This is a genomic window from Deltaproteobacteria bacterium HGW-Deltaproteobacteria-4 (assembly GCA_002841765.1).
GTDB lineage: Bacteria > Desulfobacterota > Desulfuromonadia > Desulfuromonadales > UBA2197 > UBA2197.
Genome location: PHAV01000009.1, coordinates 113,439 through 132,241, shown reverse-complemented (window position 1 = coordinate 132,241; position 18,803 = coordinate 113,439). Strand labels below are relative to the sequence as shown.

The following is an 18,803-nucleotide window of genomic DNA, read 5'->3' as shown; positions in this document are numbered from 1 at the left end:
GGATTATGGCAACGACACTGGATAAAAAACTCGCCCGCCTGACAGCCATCCTGACAGAGATGGGTTCAGTGCTGGTCGCCTTCTCCGGCGGGGTCGATTCCACCCTGCTCCTCAAGGTGGCCGTTGACACCCTCGGAAAAAAGAAGGTCGTAGCCTTTACCGAAGACTCGCCGCTGCATCAGGCCTGGGAGATGGTCGAAGCGAAGAGCCTGGCTGCACAGCTTGATGTCCGGCATATCATCGTCACCGCCGATGAACTGGCGATGGCCGAGTTTGTTGCCAACCCCCCGAATCGCTGCTACCTTTGTAAGCGGGTTCTGTATGGGGACTGCCAAACCCGCGCTGTGGAGCTCGGGTTGCGCCAGGTCGTGGATGGCAGCACCGCTGACGATCTTCACGATTATCGGCCGGGGCGCCAGGCGTTGAGCGAGCTGGGGATCCGCAGCCCGCTCTGTGAAGCCGGGCTGGGGAAGGAGGAGATTCGCGCCGCGAGTCGTGCGCTCGGCTTGCCGACCTGGAATAAACAGGCGCTCGCCTGTCTCGCCAGCCGTTTCCCGTACGGCGTCGAAATCACACGCGCGCGGTTGCAGCAGGTCGAGGCGTGCGAAACCTATCTGCGCGATCTTGGCTTCACCACCTTCCGCGTCCGTTATCATCACGAGGTGGCGCGGATCGAGGTGGCGGAGGATGATCTGGCGCGGATGCTGGATCCCGAGGTGCGGCGCCCCTTGATTGAGTTTTTTCTGCAAGCCGGCTTTACTTATGTCACGCTGGATTTACAGGGTTTTCGCAGCGGCAGCATGAATGCCATGCTGTAAGCTGAGATTTTCTCCCCCTCCTTTGTCAAGGAGGGGGTCGGGGGGTGGTGACCTAAAAAAACCTTACCACCCCCAGCCCTTTAGGCCCGATTTTGGGGTCCTCCTTAAGGAAGGAGGGGAGCTAAAAGCTTTCACCATCGGAGGAACTATGGACAAACTTTTGCAACAGCTGCTCGACAATGCCCCGGACGCCATTCTGATTTCGGACAAGGAAGGGATGATCCGTTTCTGGAATCGCGGCGCCGAACTGCTCTTTGGCCATACCGCCAGCGAAGCTGTCGGGCAATCCCTCGATCTGATCATTCCGGAGAATCTGCGGGCGCGACATTGGGAAGGCTATCGCCAGGTCATGGCCTCGGGCGAGACTAAGTACAAAACCGGTCTCCTCGCTTCGCCGGGGCTGCGCAAAGATGGCAGCCGGATGTCGCTGGAGTTCAGCATGGTGCTGCTGCACAATGACGCTGGGGCGATGCAGGGGTGTGCTTCGATCCTGCGGGATGTGACGGAGCACTGGCAGAAGGAGAAGGAGTTGCGGGAGCAGTTAACCAGCTGTGAGAAGAAGCTTGCGGCGGTGTTGACCTATGTAGCGTGATCAGGGCGGCGCGGGAATTGTTCGATCAACCAGAAAAAAGGAGGGAGGATGCCGATAAACCAGACAAAACAGAGGAGGCCGGTCACGGCATCAAGGAGTTTGAAGCTGGTCAGGGGTGCGAAGATCCGGTCATGAAAGTTCAAAAAAGGGGTGCGTCCCCTGCCCTGCAGCGGCCTTAAGCAGACATCGATAAAGAAGAAGAGTTGCCAGGAATTCGGCCGGATATAGCGCCCGAGCCGATAAAAGATCCGAATGGTTCCCGCGACCCCCCATTCGGAAATCAGGGTGCGGCCAAGCCGGAAAAAGGGAGAGAGGAAGAGTGTTCCGGTCTCCTTTTGCAGCTTGTAAACCCCCGGCGCCCGCAGAAAAAAGTCCTTCTCGCCGATACTGTACAATCCCATCATCATACCCATCAATATATAGCGGCGATGGAAGCCTTCGCTCTCAAAGCGCCGCGCCGATGTTTTCAGTTCTCCCGGCAGGGTGATCCAGCGCCCCTGCGCCCGGATCTTTTCCGCCAAACCTTGATCCTCTAAAAAGGGGAGATCTTCATCAAAGCCGCCGAGCTGGTGAAAAAAATCCCTGCTCAGCAAAAAACCCTGATCGCCATTGGTGGTGTTGATGCGATTGAGGGAGCTCTTTTCTTCCAGATAGCGATAAACCAGATTGTTGCGCGAGGTGGTGCGCAGGAAGCGCAGCGAGAAGTGACCGGCAATCCGCTCTCCCTCTTGGCGAGCTGAAGCCAGGGCCTGCAGTGCCCGGTGGAGCAGATCGGGAGGTTCGAGGCGGCAGTCGGCGTGGAGGAAGAGGAGGGTGTCGCTTGTCGCTCTTTGGGCGGCAGCATTCATCTGCGCGCCGCGCCCTCGTTTGGCGGCGATAAAGCTGACGCCGCATCCTTCAGCGACGCTGCGGGTGGCATCGCTTGAGCCGCCATCAGCGACGATGATCTCCAGAGAGACCCCCTGCTGCTGGCGGAGATCGGCTAACAGCGCCGGGAGATGCTCCGCTTCATTGAGAGTGGGGATGATGACTGAGAGGGAAGGGGGTGTCATGCTCTTTGTCTGCTCATTCGACCCTTTCGAGTTCATTCCAGATCAGCGCTGCGGCGCCGATGACCGCACTGCCTCCTTCCGTTATCTCTGAAAGGAGCAAGCGGACTCTTCCCTGGTAGGCAATAAAAAGATATTCCTCCAGATAGCGCCGGGTAGGCGTCAGCAGCAACTCCCCGGCGTTCGCCAGGCCGCCGGACAGGAAAATTGCTTCCGGACCGGTATGGGCGACGGCATCGGCGAGTTTCATCCCAAGGATCCGCGCCGTTGTCTCAAAGGCAACCAAGCCAATGGCGTCGCCGGCACGAGCAGCGAGAAAGACATCTTTTGCCGATATTTGCCGGGAGCTCAAGTCGCGCAGAGGACTCGGATCAAGCCGCTCCGCCAGCAAAGCAAGGGTGGTGCGGCAAAGGCCGGTCGCCGAGACATAGGTCTCCAAACAACCGGTTTTGCCACAGGCGCACTGGCGGCCCTGCGGGTCAACGATGGTGTGACCGAGTTCGCCGGCAAAGCCGCCTGCGCCGTAAAGAAGTTCGCCATTCACGACGATGCCGCTGCCGAGACCGGTCCCAAGGGTGATAACGATGAAGTCCTTCATGTAGCGGGCGCCGCCAAAGTACAGCTCGCCGAGGGCGGCGGCATTGGCGTCGTTGGTGATGGCTACCGGCAGATCATAATGGCGGAGGAAAAGTTCGACAAGATTGACCGATGGTCCCCAGTTCAGGTTCGGCGGGTTCTCGACCGTCCCCTGACGATAGTTGGCGTTGGGGGCACCGATGCCGATCCCCTTGAGCTGGAGGCGGGGGGGGAGCGTTGCCTGCAGGGCGGAGATCTCCGCCTGCAAACGCGCGACAAGAATTTCTGCCGGCTGCTGTGCTTCGGTGAGGATGACGCCGCCGGCGAGACGCTTGCCGCTGCGATCGACAAAGCCAAAAGCGGTGGTTGTGCCGCCGATGTCGATGCCGAGAACCATCTCGTTGTTAGTCATGTTGGCTCCCCTCACCCTCTTCCCGGCTCTTTGCGGGGGGATCCGACAAAATCTGCACATTGCGCCGCGGGTACGGGATCTCGATATTGTGTTCTTTAAAGATACGATAGATGGCGATGTTGAGGGAACTGGTCAAAAGACCGCGCTTGTGGATGAGGGTGGTGCTCCAGACGCGCAGTTCGAAGCCGAGACCGCTGTCGCCAAACTCCATCAGCCGTACGACCGGGGGCGGGTTTTCCAGCACATCGGGGTTGGCGGCCGCCACCTCCAGCAGGACCCGTTCGACCAGAGCCACGTCGGTGCCGTAGGCGACGCTGACCGGAATGCGAAAACGGACCTTGCGGTCGTTGTGGCTCCAGTTCACCACGTTTTCGGTGATGAAGCTGGAGTTGGGGACGATGATACTGATGTTGTCGTTACTCACCACCGTGGTGCTGCGAGTGCCGATGTGCACCACATCCCCTTCCACCTCGCCGACGACGATCCGGTCACCGACCTTGATCGGGCGTTCGAAGAGGATGACGATGCCGCAGATGAAATTGTTGACAATGTTCTGCAGGCCGAAGCCGAGTCCCAGGCCGATGGCGCCGGCTAACACGTTGAGAGCGGTGAGATCGATGCCGGCGGTCTGGAAGATAACCGCCAGGCCGATGGCAATGATCGCATAGCGGATGATCGAGCCGGTGGCCTGGCGCGCTCCGATCTCCATATTTGTGCGGGGGAGGAAATTCTCAACCAACCAGGTCCGTAGTTTGGCGGAGAGGTAGAAAAGGAGGATGATCAGCACCAGCAGCTGAAAGATGGCCCAGACCGTCACCGGCGAGTTCCCCAGGGTGAGAAGGGGAGTTTCCAGGGCGTCGCGGATGGCGGCGAGGATGTCACGGAATGTTTCCATATATTCTCCGGTCAGAAGGGCCAGAATTGCGGGATAAAGATGGTGGCCAGGATCCAGAACAAGATATTGAGGGGGGTACCTACCCGCAGAAAATCGGCATAACGAAACTGCCCCGGCCCGTAGATCAGGGTGTTGGTCTGGTAGCCGACCGGGGTCATAAAGCTGGCAGAAGCCGCAAAGGTGATCGCCATCAGCAGCGGCCGGGAATCGATCCCCAGCCCCTCGGCAGCAGCAATGGCAATCGGTGCCAGCAGCGCGGCGGTGGCATTATTCGACATCATCTCGGTGAGGAGGGAGGTGGCGAGATAAAAGGCCGAAACCAGGGCGATTGGTCCCCAGGCCCCGACATTTTCCACCAGAAAATTGCCGAGCAGGCGCGCCGCCCCGGTCTTTTCCAGAGCGGTCCCCAGGGTCAGGACCCCGGCGAGGAGGAAGATGACCTGCCAGTTGATCGAGTGGTAAGCCTCTTCAAGATTGATACAGCGGGTCAGGACCATGAGAATGCAGCCGACAATAGCGCCGGCAACAATCGGCACCGTGCCGGTCGCGGCCGCTATCACCACCCCGGTGACAATGGCGATGGCGCTCAGCATCCGGCTTTTGCGGAAGAAGGGCATCTCCACCTGTGAGACGAGCACAAAGGTGCGATTCTCCCGCAACTGCTCCAGATGCGTTGTTTCCACTTCGAACAACAGGACATCGCCGGCTCGCAGCCGCAAGGTCTCAAGGTTTTCCCGCATTACCACTCCGCGGTGGCGCACCGCTAGTGCTGTCAGGCCGTAGCGAGAACGAAAGCGTGCCTGTTTCAGACTTCGGCCGTCCAGGGTGGAGCCGGGGGCAAGGACGGCCTCCACCAGCACCGCTTCTTCACTCAAGGCCTCCCCCTTTTCGTGCTGGTGGCGCATGCCTATCCCGCGCCGCTCCCGCAGTTTGAGGAAGTTTTTGAGATCACATCGAACTTTCAGGTGATCGCCGGCCTGGAGCAGGAGTTGATCCTCTGCGTCTTTCAAAAGTTTACCGTTCCGAAAGACCTCGACCTTGCGGATGTCAATATCTTCCAGCAACGGAGATTCACTTAAGACCGTGCCGACCGCGAGGGCTTCGTCCTCCAGGACAATCTCAATCTGGTAGTCGCCGCTGCCGAAGATGGCCGCGCGGTCGGCAGGATTGACCCGGTTGGGGATCAGTCGCACCCCGATCAGCAGCATGTACAGACTTCCGCCCGCAAAGAAGATGAGGCCGAGGCCGGTCATCTCAAACATGCCAAAGGCTGGAAGACCATGCCGTTCGGCAATGGAGGAGACGAGGATATTCGTCGAGGAGCCAAGCAGGGTGCAGACACCGCCGAACATGGAGGCGAAGGAGAGGGGCATGAGCAGGCGACCCGGCGAAACTCCCATCTCCTTGGCGATGCCGAGGACGATGGGGAGGAAGATCGCCACGGCCGCGGTGTTGTTGATCACGGCCGAGAGTGTCCCGACCATCAGCATCATGACGGCCAGCATCAGCCACGAGCTGACTTTGCTCACCCGTCCCAGGGTCCCCCCGAGCAGGTTGACGGCGCCGGTCTTGAAGAGCCCCGCCGACAGGACGAACATGGCGCCGACGGTAACAGTCGCCGGGTTGCTGAAGCCGCTGATGGCATCCTCGGGGGTGATGATCCCGGAGAGGAGCATCGCCCCCATCAGGATCATCGCCGTCAGGTCCACCGGCAAACGCTCGGTGGCAAAGAGGATGATCGCAGAGACGGCCAGTCCCAGTACCAGGGCGATTTCAAGGGTCATGTTGCCACTCCATGTTTATCCGGGGTGTAGTAAGAGATTATGCATCATTATGGAAATTTGAAATAAATCAAATCTTTTTTGAAGATTAATAGTCATTTCCAGAAAAAATGCCTGGCAGGAGTGGCTCCCTGTCAGGCATTTTTTAGTCTTTGGTCGGTTATCAGGCTACTTTGCCAACTGTTGCAGGATAACGTCAAAACCGTGCTGATCGATTAATCTCGATCTCCCCGCCCGCGGTCATCATCCCTGCGGTCTTGCCGCTTGTCTTCTTTTTTCCCCTGCGATTTTCTATCGTCACGGGATTTATGTTTCTGGTCTTCCTGCCGCCGTCCTTGATCTCGATACTCTCCCTTTTGCTTGTAATGCTCGCGCACGTGCGTGTCACGCGGCTGGTAGCGATAATGCTGGCTGCGGAGCTTTTGTTGTTGTTCTATCCGGGGATAGTGATCTCCGGAATACTTCCGCTGATACTCAGGCCGCGGGGCGCGCGCCGGAACAGAACGGCGCTCCCAGCGATCCCAGCCGTGGCGTTTCTGTTCCCATTCATGCCCCCAGCGCTGATTCCAGCGGGGCGGTGCATTCGACTGCCAGCCGCGAAAGGAGGCCGGGCGATCCCGGTAGTAGGCAACGGGGATGCGCAGGACGAAGAGCGGCACATACACCGGCTCGACGTAATCCCAGGGGCCGTTGTACCAGGAGCTCGCATACCAGTCATCGTTTTGATAGACCCAGTACAGGCCATCATAAAAGAAGTAGTTGGCATTCATTTCGGGAGCGTAGTAGACCGGATAGCCCGGAACCGGGACAAGTTGCGGGAAGACCGGCAGGTTGACGCCGATGCGCACACTCGGGAGGTTGATGCCGATGCTGACACTGGCGACGGCGGAAGTCGCCAGCCCCAACAGCAGCAACAGCCCGATCAGTCCATAACGTATTTTTTGCATGTTTAATCCTCCAAAAGTAAGGTTGTGCGCTTGAATTTTGCCAGTCACTCTTTTACTAATCGTGATCGTGCCCATGGTCGTGTTTCTTGTGGTGTTTCTTTTTGCCATGATTGTGTTTTGGTCTTTCTTTAATGTAGATGCGCTGCTCTCTTTCAACATAGTAAGGCCGACCGGAATCGAGCAGAACCACCACTCCCGGTGGGGCCGGCAGATAGCCGTTGATGTTGACACTGACATTCGGCGTACTGATCTGCGCGGAAATACCGGCGTTAGCCTCATTGGCGCTGAAGGTGAGTGTGGAAGCGGTCATGAGCAGGACAGGAAGAATTAATTTTTTAAGCATGGTGTCTCCTTTTTTCCGAATAAGTGGCAAACCGGTTAGTTTGTCACTTAAGTATTAATACATCTATCGTGCCAAAGGGTATTTTTTTGACTAACCAAAGATAAGTAACTGATATTTTTATAGAAAAATCAAAGTGGGTGCAAGAGGACCGTATCAAATCCGTCACAGATCCGCACCTGGGGCAAAGAGTCTGTCACATGTGGTAGTTTTGTTGAGGACAAAAAGAGGACGCCCGCAACCATAACCGGCTGTGGGCGTCCTCTTTTTTCTACGGTCACGCAACTCGATAGAAAACGTTGCGGCTTAACGGTTACTCCTCGATGACAACTTCAAAGAGGACGCGCATGTTGGCTTTGGCGGCGTTCGAGTAAAGATCTTTGGGGGCCGCTTCATAAACGGCCGGCTGGGTTTCGCCATAGCCGACCGTGGTCAGCCGAGCTTTTTTGATGACGCCTTCACTGACCAGGTACTCTTTGATCGAATTCGCTCTTTTTTCACTCAGTGTCTGGTTGTACTTTTCCGTGCCGGACGCCGAGGTATAGCCGGCAATGCGGATGTGAGCCTTGGGGTTTTCGCTCAAAATCTGAATATTTCTTTTCAGGATGACCTTCGCTTCCGGGGTCAGGGTCGACTGGTTGTAGTCAAAGTGGATGTCCTCAAAAGCCAGAACAACGACTTCTGCCGGTTCGGCGGCGGCGACTTTGACCTTCTCTTCGACTTTCGGCTCCGAGGCCAGGATCACGACCTTCTTCGGGCAGCCGTCTTTGTCGACGACAACGCCAGCCGGGGTGTCCGGGCATTTATCCAGGGAATTGGCGACGCCGTCCTTGTCGCTATCGAGGGGGCAGCCATTCTGGTCAACGGCAACGCCCGCCGGGGTACCGGGGCATTTATCGAGATAATCAGGGACGCCGTCTTTATCGGCATCAAGGGGACAGCCATCCGTGTCAACGGCCACGTCGGTCGGGGTATTGGGGCATTTGTCACGGCTATCGGCGACGCCATCATTATCGCTGTCCGCCGGCCGTTCCACCGGAGCAACGGCTGATTCTCCGCCAAAGGCAAAGACCACCCCGGCGGCAGCGGAAAGGTTGTGCAGCTGTTCGTCGAAGGTCATCTTGTCGCTGAGATCGACCCGCAGGGCGATATTCTCCGCCACCCAGTATTTGGCACCGACGCCGACATTCATCAGGCGCATGTTCTTGCTGTTGATCTCGGGATTATAGTGGGAGGCCCCGTAACCGGCGGTGACGAAGGGGTTGAATTTCTCTTCCGGCATAAAGTGGTAAAGGAGGTCGAGATGGTAAGAGATAATCTTCACATCATCGGAACCAGTGAACTGCCCCTGCTCGGTCCATGGCTTGTTTTTGTCATCAACCCGTGTTTTGGCGAATTCCCCGGTCCCTTCGAGGCCGAAATGGTTGGTAAAGTTGTAGCCAATCCGGCCGCCAAAGACCTGGCGGTCTTTGATGTTGTGTTGGTTGTCGTAGAAGTTGTAACCGACAAAGGGACTCAGTTCAACACTGCCGGCCTTGATCTCGGCTTGCGCCGCCAGGGGCAGGAGAAAAACCGCGGATAACAACACCGACAGCATCTTTTTGGTGAGCGGTGCCATGGAAAATTTCTTTTTCATCTAAACCTCCTGATATCGTTAAAATGACCTGGTTCGCTGTAAAATCTCTTTTGGTCGGGGGTAAAAGAGGAGGCAGACTGAGATGGCAAGCTGTCTGCCCCCCCTTTTTTTTATTGCTTCATGTCTTATTCGCAACCAGCGGGGGCAGAAGGATGTCCCGGTACGGAAACGATATTCTCACCAAAGGTAAAGGCGCCATCTGTAGACGCCCCGGCAAACAATCTGCCGCAGGAGCTTGCGCCGGTTTCCATGGTGATACTGCTGTAGGAGAGGATATTGCCGCGGAATATCGTATAGGTTCCCATTGTCGCCTGATTAGTACCGACCCACCAAAAGACGTTGGATGCCTTGGCGCCATTGACCAGAAGGATACGGGTGTGGGGATCGGCGGGACCAGTGGCTGCCGTCGTAATTGAGCTATCAGACTGGAAGACGAAGACCGCGTCCGGGTTGCCCTGAGCGTCGAGGGTGAGATCACCCGTTATCAGCATCCCGCCAGCGGTGGTTTTATAGATACCCGGGAAGAACAGGTTGTCGTTCAGTACCAGCGCGGTCCCTTCCCCGGCCCCCATCACAGTGCCATCCGGTATAGTGGTGACGCCGATCGACATCTGGGCAGGAGAAAGGGAGATATACGCTGCCCGCATATCGGCAATGATCTGACCGGAAGTGACGCCGGCATCCGGATATAAGGGGCTGATAACGGTCCCGTTGATGACGGGAACAATACCGTTGCAGTCGCCGATAAGTCCGGCACTCCCGACCGTCACACCATTACAGACAGCATTCGGATCCAACACGACATCACCGTTCACCGTGGTCGCACCGACGTTATCGACTCCGGCTGTCGAAGCTATTACGAAGGTCGCGGCCCGGCCAAGGTTGACCGGTGCAATACCTGCTGCGGCAGAGGCGGCGGTCTTGAAATTCCATTGATAGGGGCAGGCGATGGCGGTGCCCGGGCTGCCTGCACTCATGGCGTCAGTCGTAATCGACGCGGTATAATTAGCATTAGGTAAGAGTGCGGCGGAGCTTGTAAACGTCGCAATCTTGTTGGTGTTATCCATGGTGACGGTCCCGCGCAAGTTGGTTGCGGTTGCCGTCTCCATGACCGTGAACGTAGTCAAGGCACCGGGCAAGGATGAATTGATCGTCGTGGGGTCCATCTCCAGGTTGAAGGTGGCAGTGATCGATTTCCCGTTGTTAACAACACCGCTTGTGCTGGTCGTCACAAACTGGTTGCCACTGGTGGGGTTGGACAATGTCGCCGTGGGGATGGTGGGTCCCGAGTCAAATGAGCAGACATCGCCGGGGGTGATTATCAGCACCAAGTCGGAGACTTCCAGGATGGCGGTGTCAGTCTGGGTGAGATAAATGGCTGTGATCTCCGCTGTGCCTGCGAGCACGCCGGTAGCGCGGCCGGCACCACGGACGCCGTTCTCCGAGAGGGTGGCAACAGCAGCGCCGCCGATGGGGGAATTCGCGGCCGTCCAGACAGTGCCGGGAGCGGCAGTCACGTTGTAGGTTGACATGTCATTGTAATTTGCCGTCGCTGTCAATTGCCGAGAGCCAGACAACGCTATTGTAGCCAAGTCAGGCGTCACTGTAATCGACGTCAAAGTTGCGTTGGTCACGGTCAGCAGGGATGTGGGTGCGGTCATTCCGCCGAATGTGGCAGTAATGACGACTCCGGCGCCGGCGGAAATACTCTGGGCAACGCCGGTGGTCGGCGAGATGGTCGCAACGGCGGGGTTGCCTGAAGTCCAGACCGAGGCCGCTGTCACGTCGAGTGATGACCCATCTTCATAGGTTGCGGTCGCCGTGAATGGTAGAGAAAAATCCATTGGAATTGTGGCCGTTGCCGGCGAGACTACGATAGAAACTAATCCGATTGAATCTGCCGGTTTATCCCAATGGCCGTTGCCACCGTCGCCGCATCCGGGCAGAATAAAGACACCCAAAATCAACGTTAATAGTAAATAAGCCTTCATCTTAAATCTTTTCATACGACCTCCTTCAAAACTCAGTGAAATTACGTTTAGTTAGTTCCTGACCCGGCACTGCGTGGCCCTCTCCTTTGTCATAACCTTGCTATGGAAAACCTTCCTGCTCCTTCGTTGTCTTCAATCCTTCTTTTCTGTTCGCGGCTGGATGAGATGATCATGATCTCGACTAGCTATAAGGCAAGGAGCCTGCCAACACGGTGAAGAAGATTTGAGGCAAAATTAAGTCTTTAAGAACGATGGGTTGGCTTGGCAGGAGGGAGAGGAAAAGGGGTGGGAGTGGTTTGCGTGGCCGCAATATGCGGTGGAACCTCAACATGTTGCGGGGTATTTTGGAGGGATGCCAGAATACCCTTAGTACATTAAGGGTAAAAGCTGGTATATCTATCTTTATGAAAAAACGACAGAATCCGGCGCAGGGCGATCATGAACATTCCCTTGTTGTTCCGGAAAAAGAAGGCGGCGCGCCGGGAACTGCAGTCACCCCGTGCGAGGAGATGCCGTCATTGCGGGAAGAGCGAAACTACGGGGCGAATAGAGGGACGATGGCCAACGATAAAGAGACCAAGCAGTTAAGAGCCGCCGCAGAATTACGCAGCTATACACAGGAGCAATTGCAGGCGAAAACGGCAGGAGCTCTGCAGCGGGCGATTTTTAACAGCGCCAACTTTTCGAGCATCGCCACCGACTCCAAGGGGGTCATCCAGATCTTCAATGTCGGCGCCGAACGGATGCTCGGCTATAGCGCCGAAGAGGTGATGAACAAGATCACGCCGGCCGACATTTCCGATCCCGAGGAATTGATCGCCCGCGCTGTCGCCTTGAGCCTTGAGCTCGACACCGAGATCACCCCGGGGTTCGAGGCGCTGATCTTCAAGGCCTGGCGCGGCATCGAAGATATCTATGAGCTGACCTATATCCGCAAGGACGGCAGCCGCTTCCCGGCCGTCGTCTCGGTCACCGCCCTGCGTGATGATCATGGGGCCATCATCGGTTATCTCCTCATCGGTACCGACAACACCGTGCGCAAGCAGGCCTCACAGTACGCGCGCAGCCTCATCGAGGCTTCGCTCGACCCGCTCGTCACGATCAGCGCCGAAGGCAAGATCACAGATATCAACGAAGGCTCCATCAAGGTAACGGGTGTGCCACGGCAGAAGCTTGTCGGCACCGACTTTTCCGACTACTTCACCGAGCCCGAAAAGGCGCGCGAGGGATACCGGGAGGCCTTCTCCAAAGGCGCGGTTACCGACTACCCGCTCACCATCCGACATAAGGACGGTCATCTCACCGACGTTCTCTACAACGCCTCGGTCTACAAGGATGTGCAAGGCAACGTACTCGGCGTATTCGCCGCCGCCCGCGATGTGACCGAGCGCAAACGCCTCGACCAGGTGCTGCAGGAAAAGAACATCGAGCTGGAGAACGCCCGATCGGTAGCGGAAAAAGCCAATCTGGCAAAATCGGATTTCCTGTCGAGCATGAGCCATGAGCTGCGCACCCCCCTCGGCGCGATTCTCGGTTTTGCCCAACTCCTCGAGTCCGGCACGCCGCCGCCGACCACCAGTCAGAAGCGAAGCGTCGATCAGATCCTCAAGGCCGGCTGGTACCTGCTAGAGCTGATTAACGAAATCCTCGACCTCGCCCTCATCGAATCCGGCAAGCTGTCGCTGTCGCTGGAACCGGTCGCACTGCAGGAAGTCATGCAGGAATGCGCCGTCATGGTCGAATCGCAGGCGCAACAGTGCGGTATCAAAGTGACCTTTGGCCGTCTCGCCACCCCTTACTTTGTCAGTGCCGACCGCACCCGGGTGAAGCAGTTGCTCATCAATCTCCTTTCCAATGCCATCAAGTACAACACCGAGGGGGGAACGGTGACTGTGACCTGTACCCTGAGCCCCCCGGACGCGATTCGGATCAGCGTCCGCGACACCGGCGCCGGGCTGGCGCCGGAACAGATTTCCCAGCTCTTCCAGCCCTTTAATCGTCTTGGCCAGGAAGCGCACGGTGAGCAAGGGACCGGCATCGGCCTGGTGGTCTGCAAACGGCTGGTCGAATTGATGGATGGCATCATCGGCGTCGAGAGTAGCGTCGGCGAAGGGAGTGTCTTCTGGCTCGAATTGAAACAGACGACGGAACCGCAGGTCGCCGCCCGCGCGGCAGAATTAGCGAAAGTCGCCCAGGCGCAAATTCAAGGGAACACGCAGTTTTACACGGTGCTTTATGTCGAGGATAACCCGGCGAATCTGATGCTGGTCGAGGACATCCTGGCGCGCCGCAGCGATATCCGTCTGCTCAGTGCCAAGGACGGCGTTACCGGCATTGCGATGGCGCTCTCTTCTCTGCCGGATGTTGTCCTCATGGACATCAATCTCCCTGGCATCAGCGGCATTGAAGCGCTGCTAATCCTGAAGGACAATCCCTCCACCGCGCACATCCCGGTCGTGGCCCTCAGTGCCAATGCTATCCCCAGCGATATCGAGAAAGGTCTGGAGGCCGGTTTTTTTCGCTATCTTACTAAGCCGATCAAGGTCAACCAGTTTATGGAGACGCTCGATATGGTCCTGAAGTACGCGAAGACAAAAGCGGCCCTGGCAGCGAAAAAGGAAGAAATATGAAGATTCCGGAATCCAATATTCTCAGCGCCAATATTCTCAGCGCCAATATTCTCAGCGCCAATATTCTCAGCGCCAATATTCTCAGCGCCAATATTCTCAGCGCCAACATTCTCATCGTTGACGATCGCGAGGACAATGTCACACTGCTGGCGGAATTACTGCGTGACGCCGGCTACACCGCTGTGACCGCAACGACGCAACCCCGGGAGGTCTGCGCGCTGCACCGGGAAAATCACTACGACCTGATCCTGCTCGACCTGCAGATGCCGGTTATGGATGGCTTTGCGGTGATGGAAGAACTGAAAAGTATCGAAACGGACAGCTACCTGCCGGTGCTGGTGATCACGGCGCAACCCGGCCACAAGACCCGGGCCCTGCAAGCCGGGGCCCGTGATTTCATCAGTAAGCCCTTTGATCTGGTGGAGGTCAGGATGCGTATCCACAACATGCTGGAAGTGCGGCTCCTGCACAAAAAGCTTGATGATTACAACAAGATGCTCGAAGAGACGGTGCAGGAACGGACCGGCGATCTCCGCCAGACGAATGCACAGCTCTCACAGGAAATCGCCGAGCGCAAGAAGGCCGAAGGATCACTTCTGGAGACCTACGCGGAGATCAAGCGCTTGAAGGACCAGCTTGAAGCGGAGAATATTTATCTGGAGCAGGAGGTGGCCAGGCAATACAACTTTGGCGAGATCATCGGCCAAAGTAACATTCTGGCGCGGGTCTTTACCCAGGTCGAGCAGGTCGCACCGATGAATGCGACCGTACTTCTCCTCGGCGAGACCGGCACCGGCAAGGGCGTGGTCGCCCGCGCCATCCACAGCAGAAGCACGCGCAAATCCCGGCCCCTGATCACGGTCAACTGCACGACCCTGCCGGCGGCGCTCGTCGAAAGCGAGCTCTTCGGCCGGGAACGAGGAGCGTTTACCGGCTCGGATGCCCGGCAGATCGGACGTTTTGAACTGGCCGATGGCGGCACCATCTTTCTCGATGAAATCGGCGAGATGCCTCTGGAGCTGCAATCCAAACTGCTGCGGGTGATTCAGGATGGCGAGTTTGAGCGCCTTGGCAGCCCCCGCACCCTGAAGACCGATGTGCGGATTATCGCTGCTACCAACCGCAATCTCGCCGAAGAAGTCAAGAACGGCAGGTTCCGGGAAGACCTCTATTACCGTCTCAATGTCTTCCCCATCACCATGCCGCCGTTGCGGCAGCGCAAGGACGACATCCCGCTCCTCGTCAACCATTTTGTCAGTAAATTTAACGCTAAAATCGGTAAGAAGATCGAGACCGTCTCCAAGGAGACCCTGAGGACCCTGGAGGAATACCACTGGCCCGGCAACGTGCGCGAGCTGGAAAGTGTTATCGAACGCGCGGTGATCATCAGCCAGGGGAGCTCCCTCCAGGTCCTCGACCGCTTCGACACCTTCGGTAAGAGCGAAGAACCGGGTGGTCAGGAGATCAAGGCTCTCATCGATTTGGAACATGACCACATCCTCCAGGTCCTCCAGAAGACCGGCTGGCGGATCGAAGGGAAGAACGGGGCCGCGCTGATTCTTGGCCTCAATGCCAGCACGCTACGCGCCCGGATGCGAAAATACGGGATTGTGCGGCAGTAAACGTCGACCACCCCCCAGCCCCCTCCTTGAATAAGGAGGGGGAGCTTCAAGACTTCCCCGAGGCTTGGAGGAGTTAGTTTCCTCTACTTTCATCCTTCATATATGGCAGTTACGTTAGACCTGACGGATTCGCTTCAACGGCTTCCCTCTCTCATTTCGGTTCACTTCTCTTTTTCTCCTGTAAAATCAGACTGTTGCACTTCCCTGATTCGCGGTTCTTCTCTGGCACGTTCGTCGCACTTTGTCTTTTTGGCAAGAGATGAATAGCGGCGTTCTTTTTGCTGTACCCGAGTTGATCTCAATTTTCAGGGAGGCCCATGAATAAACCTGTTTACGCGTTGGACATCCAGACTCTGGGTCGTTTCCGTATTTCCGTCGAAGGCAAGACGGTGGCGGCAAACTGGCAGGATGAACGCTTAAAAGTCCTCTTTTGTTCCCTCATTTCGCCGCTGGATCTCTACTTCACCTGGGACCGGATCTGCCGCTCGCTCTTCGGGGTGCCGGAGACCCGCAGCAGCCGGCGGCAGTTGGAAGAGCTTTTTATCCGGCCACTCCACCATTTTTTGATCAAAGAAGTGGGCTTCAATCCGCTCATTATCGGACCGGAAGGAATCAGGATCGATCCACAAGGGATCCATCTGGATGTCTTTGAGTTTTACCGCACTGTTGTCGATGGTCTCAACCTGGTGTCTCTTGACGATCTTGGCGGTGCCCGCAAAAAATTCAGCCGGGCAAATTTACTTTATGCCGGCAGCTATCTGCCGGGAATGCCGGGAAAGATCATTGAACACACCCGGAGGGAACTCGAATCCCTTTACAAGGCCGCTGTCAAGGACGGCATCTGGCAAACCCGCAACGCTTTATCGACGATCGACACGGTCCGATCCGATAGGGATAATTTTCAAAAAACCGGGAAATTCGGCGGAAAAGAGCCATTCACCTTGTCATCAGGAGAAAGATCATGAAAGCAAGCAGCAAGGACCAGGTCGAAGGCGCGATTCACGAACTGAAGGGGACAGCAAAGGAGCTTGCCGGAAAATTATCCGATAATCCGGCGTTGGCTGCTGAGGGGAGCGATGAAAAGATCGCTGGCAAAGTTCAGGGAAAGATCGGCCAGATCAAGAAGGTATTTGAAAAATAGTGAGAATGTAAGTTCCATAAACAACTAATACATAAATGGAGAAGATGGCATGAAAGTAAAATTTTCTAAAAGCATGATGCTGGCTGCGGCGACACTTGTCGCGTTCAGTGTCCCGGTGCAGGCGTCGAAAATGGACAGCAACATTGAAGCAACGGCCAAGCAGTCGTACACCTTTAAAACCTACCTGCAAGAGGATGATATTAAAATCAAGTCCAAAGACGGCGCCGTCACCGTGACCGGGGTGGTTCTCAATGAATCGCACAAAATGTTAGCCCAGGAGACCGTTGCGGGAATTCCCAACGTCAAGAGTGTGGATAATCAGCTGAAGATCAAAAGCGATCCCGCTAAAGGCTCCGATGCATGGCTCGTCGCCAAAGTGAAATCGACGCTCCTTTTCCATCGCAGCGTCAGCGCCAGGACCGAGGTTGACGTCAAAGACGGCATCGTGACCTTGAAAGGGGCGGCGTCCAGTCCGGCACAAAGAGAGCTGACAACAGAATATGTCAAGGATATCGAGGGAGTTAAAGACGTCGTGAATGAAATGACCGTGGCCGGGGTTGCCGAAGAGAACCGCTCCATAGGCGACAAGATCGATGACTCTTCCCTCACCGCCCAGGTCAAGATGACCCTGCTGTATCACCGCTCGACCAGTGCCCTCAACACCAAAGTCACAACGAAGGATGGCGTGGTGACTTTGCAGGGCAAGGCTCGCAACATCGCAGAAATGGATCTGGCGACGAAACTTGCGAACGACGTCAACGGCGTCAAGGCTGTAGAGAATCGGATGATCGTCGAGTAATAGGGAGTTAACCACACCTCAAGGAGACGTTATGAAAAAAACAACAGTTTTACTTCTTGTTCTTGCCGGCGCGTTGATCGGCTTCACCCCTCAGGCAAAAGCGGCAGCCGGTGAGGGGAATTATCTGGCGCTCAAGGGCGGCATCTATTCACCCAGTTCATCTTACGACCTGGACAATTTCAATGCCGGTGACCGGGAACACATCGACAGCAAGAGCGGGTTTGCCGGCGAGGTCGCTGTCGGTCACTACATCCTGCCGATTCTGGCCGTTGAATTTGGTGTCGGCTATTTTGAGAGCGAAGGTTCTCCGCTGGCGTCACCCGGTGAAACAAAGCTGACAGTTGTGCCGCTCCTCGCCACCGGGAAGATTCTTCTCCCGCTCGGGTGGATCGAGCCTTATGGGTTGTTCGGAATCGGCGCGTACATCTCCGATCTCGACGTGAATGACAACAGCGGTGACGTAGAAGGCTCGACAGAAATTACCTACGGCTTACACGCCGGTGCCGGTGTAAATTTTAATTTACAGGACAACCTGTTTGTCGGTCTGGAAGGGAAATATTTGTGGGCCGAGCCTTCCTTCGGCGGCCAGCATATCGAGCTGGACGGTTTTGTTACGACAGCCGCTATCGGCTTCAGACTTTGATTTCCTGCGTCTAAGTGAAGAGCTTTAACCCGTCGCGATTTTGTTATCACCCAACCAAGGAGATCTTGCCATGTATTTATCCCGTTTCTTTCAAAAAACCGCGCTGCTATTGATCATGCTCATGTCCTTCCATACGATTGCCGTTCCCCTCGCCAATGCGGCTCTGGTTGAGAGCGCGACGATGGTGAGTGCCCAGGAGGTGGACGCCAGTCGTGCCCGTCTCGCCACGCTTCTGGCCCGTGAAGATATCGGCGCCGCCCTGCAGGGCCATGGCGTTACCGCTGAGGAAGCGTTAGTCCGGGTGAACAGTTTGACCGATCAGGAAGTGATGAAGCTGGCGCAGAATATCGATTCCCTGCCGGCTGCGGCTGATTTCGGTGTCGGTGGTCTGGTCGGCGCTCTGGTCTTTATCTTTCTCGTCCTGCTCTTTACCGACCTCCTCGGGTTGACCGATGTTTATCCGTTTGTAAATTAAATAGTGAACTGACGGTCTGTGACAAGCATGGCCCCGAATGGGGCCATGCTTTTTGCTGTCTTAGGTGGCCAATCATCGGAACTTCCGCGGGGCTCTATGCTCGTTCTCATCCATCCGCACCGATGGGAAGAAGCCAGCGCTCTCGCCGCCGGCGGCACGATTCATAACCGGATTCTTAGTGAAAATTCAGGAGGTCGATCTTGAAATTTGCACTGATAGCAGCCATTGTCGTTTCGGCGGTGATGGCATATTTTGCGGTAGAAAATTCCCAGCAAACGCAGGTGAGCTTCCTGGGCTGGTATTTCGATGCGCCACTGGTGATCATTCTCCTCCTCTCCTTTGGCGCCGGTGATCAACGCCCGCCTGCGGGAAAGGCTCCACGAAAAAGAGTGTGGCGAATAAACTCTTCGCCTGCGCGGTTGTGTGCGCCTGACCCACTGTGTACATGACCTTTCA

18 protein-coding genes are annotated in these 18,803 nt (G+C 56.4%); 10 read left to right on the top strand and 8 right to left on the bottom strand.

Annotated features, from left to right (window positions below):
* The first annotated feature begins 5 nt into the window (after nt 1-5).
* Together CVU69_07855 and CVU69_07850 are read left to right on the top strand one after the other, a co-directional pair.
* Nucleotides 6-818, top strand: coding sequence for a TIGR00268 family protein (locus CVU69_07855; protein PKN12389.1), 813 nt, complete (start codon nt 6-8; stop codon nt 816-818).
* A 148-nt stretch (nt 819-966) separates the two neighbouring features.
* A complete protein-coding gene (locus CVU69_07850; protein ID PKN12388.1) occupies nt 967-1,410 on the top strand; it encodes a histidine kinase in 444 nt (147 codons plus the stop codon).
* Here CVU69_07850 and CVU69_07845 read toward each other — a convergent pair.
* The 8 genes from CVU69_07845 to CVU69_07810 form a co-directional block, all read right to left on the bottom strand.
* Complete coding sequence (locus tag CVU69_07845) at nt 1,398-2,462, bottom strand: glycosyl transferase family 2 (GenBank protein ID PKN12387.1); 1,065 nt, start codon at nt 2,460-2,462, stop codon at nt 1,398-1,400. The two genes, CVU69_07850 and CVU69_07845, sit on opposite strands and share 13 nt — an antisense overlap.
* A 13-nt stretch (nt 2,463-2,475) precedes the next feature.
* On the bottom strand, nt 2,476-3,447 hold the full coding sequence (locus CVU69_07840; GenBank protein PKN12386.1) for a glucokinase: 972 nt from the start codon (nt 3,445-3,447) through the stop codon (nt 2,476-2,478).
* Nucleotides 3,440-4,342 carry a mechanosensitive ion channel protein MscS gene (locus CVU69_07835; GenBank protein ID PKN12385.1) on the bottom strand — a complete coding sequence of 301 codons (903 nt, stop codon included), beginning with the start codon at nt 4,340-4,342 and terminating at the stop codon, nt 3,440-3,442. Before CVU69_07835 ends, CVU69_07840 begins: the two co-directional genes overlap by 8 nt.
* An 11-nt stretch (nt 4,343-4,353) precedes the next feature.
* Nucleotides 4,354-6,126: an SLC13 family permease gene (locus CVU69_07830; protein ID PKN12384.1), complete on the bottom strand. Its 1,773-nt coding sequence runs from the start codon at nt 6,124-6,126 to the stop codon at nt 4,354-4,356.
* Nucleotides 6,127-6,338: 212 nt separating this feature from the next.
* On the bottom strand, nt 6,339-7,070 hold the full coding sequence (locus CVU69_07825) for a hypothetical protein (protein ID PKN12383.1): 732 nt from the start codon (nt 7,068-7,070) through the stop codon (nt 6,339-6,341).
* Between the two features lie 55 nt (nt 7,071-7,125).
* A complete protein-coding gene (locus CVU69_07820) occupies nt 7,126-7,413 on the bottom strand; it encodes a hypothetical protein (GenBank protein ID PKN12382.1) in 288 nt (95 codons plus the stop codon).
* Between the two features lie 310 nt (nt 7,414-7,723).
* Nucleotides 7,724-9,046, bottom strand: coding sequence for an outer membrane beta-barrel domain-containing protein (locus CVU69_07815; GenBank protein PKN12381.1), 1,323 nt, complete (start codon nt 9,044-9,046; stop codon nt 7,724-7,726).
* A 125-nt stretch (nt 9,047-9,171) separates the two neighbouring features.
* A complete protein-coding gene (locus tag CVU69_07810) occupies nt 9,172-11,052 on the bottom strand; it encodes a hypothetical protein (protein ID PKN12380.1) in 1,881 nt (626 codons plus the stop codon).
* Nucleotides 11,053-11,594: 542 nt separating this feature from the next.
* Between CVU69_07810 and CVU69_07805 the strand changes: the two genes are divergently transcribed.
* The 8 genes from CVU69_07805 (at nt 11,595) to CVU69_07770 (ending at nt 18,796) form a co-directional block, all read left to right on the top strand.
* Complete coding sequence (locus CVU69_07805; GenBank protein ID PKN12452.1) at nt 11,595-13,667, top strand: hybrid sensor histidine kinase/response regulator; 2,073 nt, start codon at nt 11,595-11,597, stop codon at nt 13,665-13,667.
* Entirely contained in the window at nt 13,664-15,289 is a 1,626-nt protein-coding gene (locus CVU69_07800; protein ID PKN12379.1) for a Fis family transcriptional regulator, read from the top strand. Before CVU69_07805 ends, CVU69_07800 begins: the two co-directional genes overlap by 4 nt.
* 317 nt (nt 15,290-15,606) lie before the next feature.
* Complete coding sequence (locus CVU69_07795; protein PKN12378.1) at nt 15,607-16,254, top strand: hypothetical protein; 648 nt, start codon at nt 15,607-15,609, stop codon at nt 16,252-16,254.
* Entirely contained in the window at nt 16,251-16,430 is a 180-nt protein-coding gene (locus CVU69_07790) for a CsbD family protein (protein PKN12377.1), read from the top strand. The genes CVU69_07795 and CVU69_07790 overlap by 4 nt, the downstream gene beginning before the upstream one ends.
* A 49-nt stretch (nt 16,431-16,479) precedes the next feature.
* The gene (locus CVU69_07785; GenBank protein PKN12376.1) at nt 16,480-17,229 is read left to right on the top strand and encodes a transport-associated protein; all 750 of its coding nucleotides are present in this window, start codon (nt 16,480-16,482) and stop codon (nt 17,227-17,229) included.
* Between the two features lie 31 nt (nt 17,230-17,260).
* Nucleotides 17,261-17,872 (top strand): hypothetical protein, encoded by a 612-nt coding sequence (locus tag CVU69_07780; protein PKN12375.1) that lies wholly within the window; start codon nt 17,261-17,263, stop codon nt 17,870-17,872.
* Between the two features lie 70 nt (nt 17,873-17,942).
* On the top strand, nt 17,943-18,347 hold the full coding sequence (locus tag CVU69_07775) for a hypothetical protein (GenBank protein PKN12374.1): 405 nt from the start codon (nt 17,943-17,945) through the stop codon (nt 18,345-18,347).
* A gap of 200 nt (nt 18,348-18,547) precedes the next feature.
* The gene (locus CVU69_07770) at nt 18,548-18,796 is read left to right on the top strand and encodes a hypothetical protein (protein PKN12373.1); all 249 of its coding nucleotides are present in this window, start codon (nt 18,548-18,550) and stop codon (nt 18,794-18,796) included.
* Nucleotides 18,797-18,803: the final 7 nt, after the last annotated feature.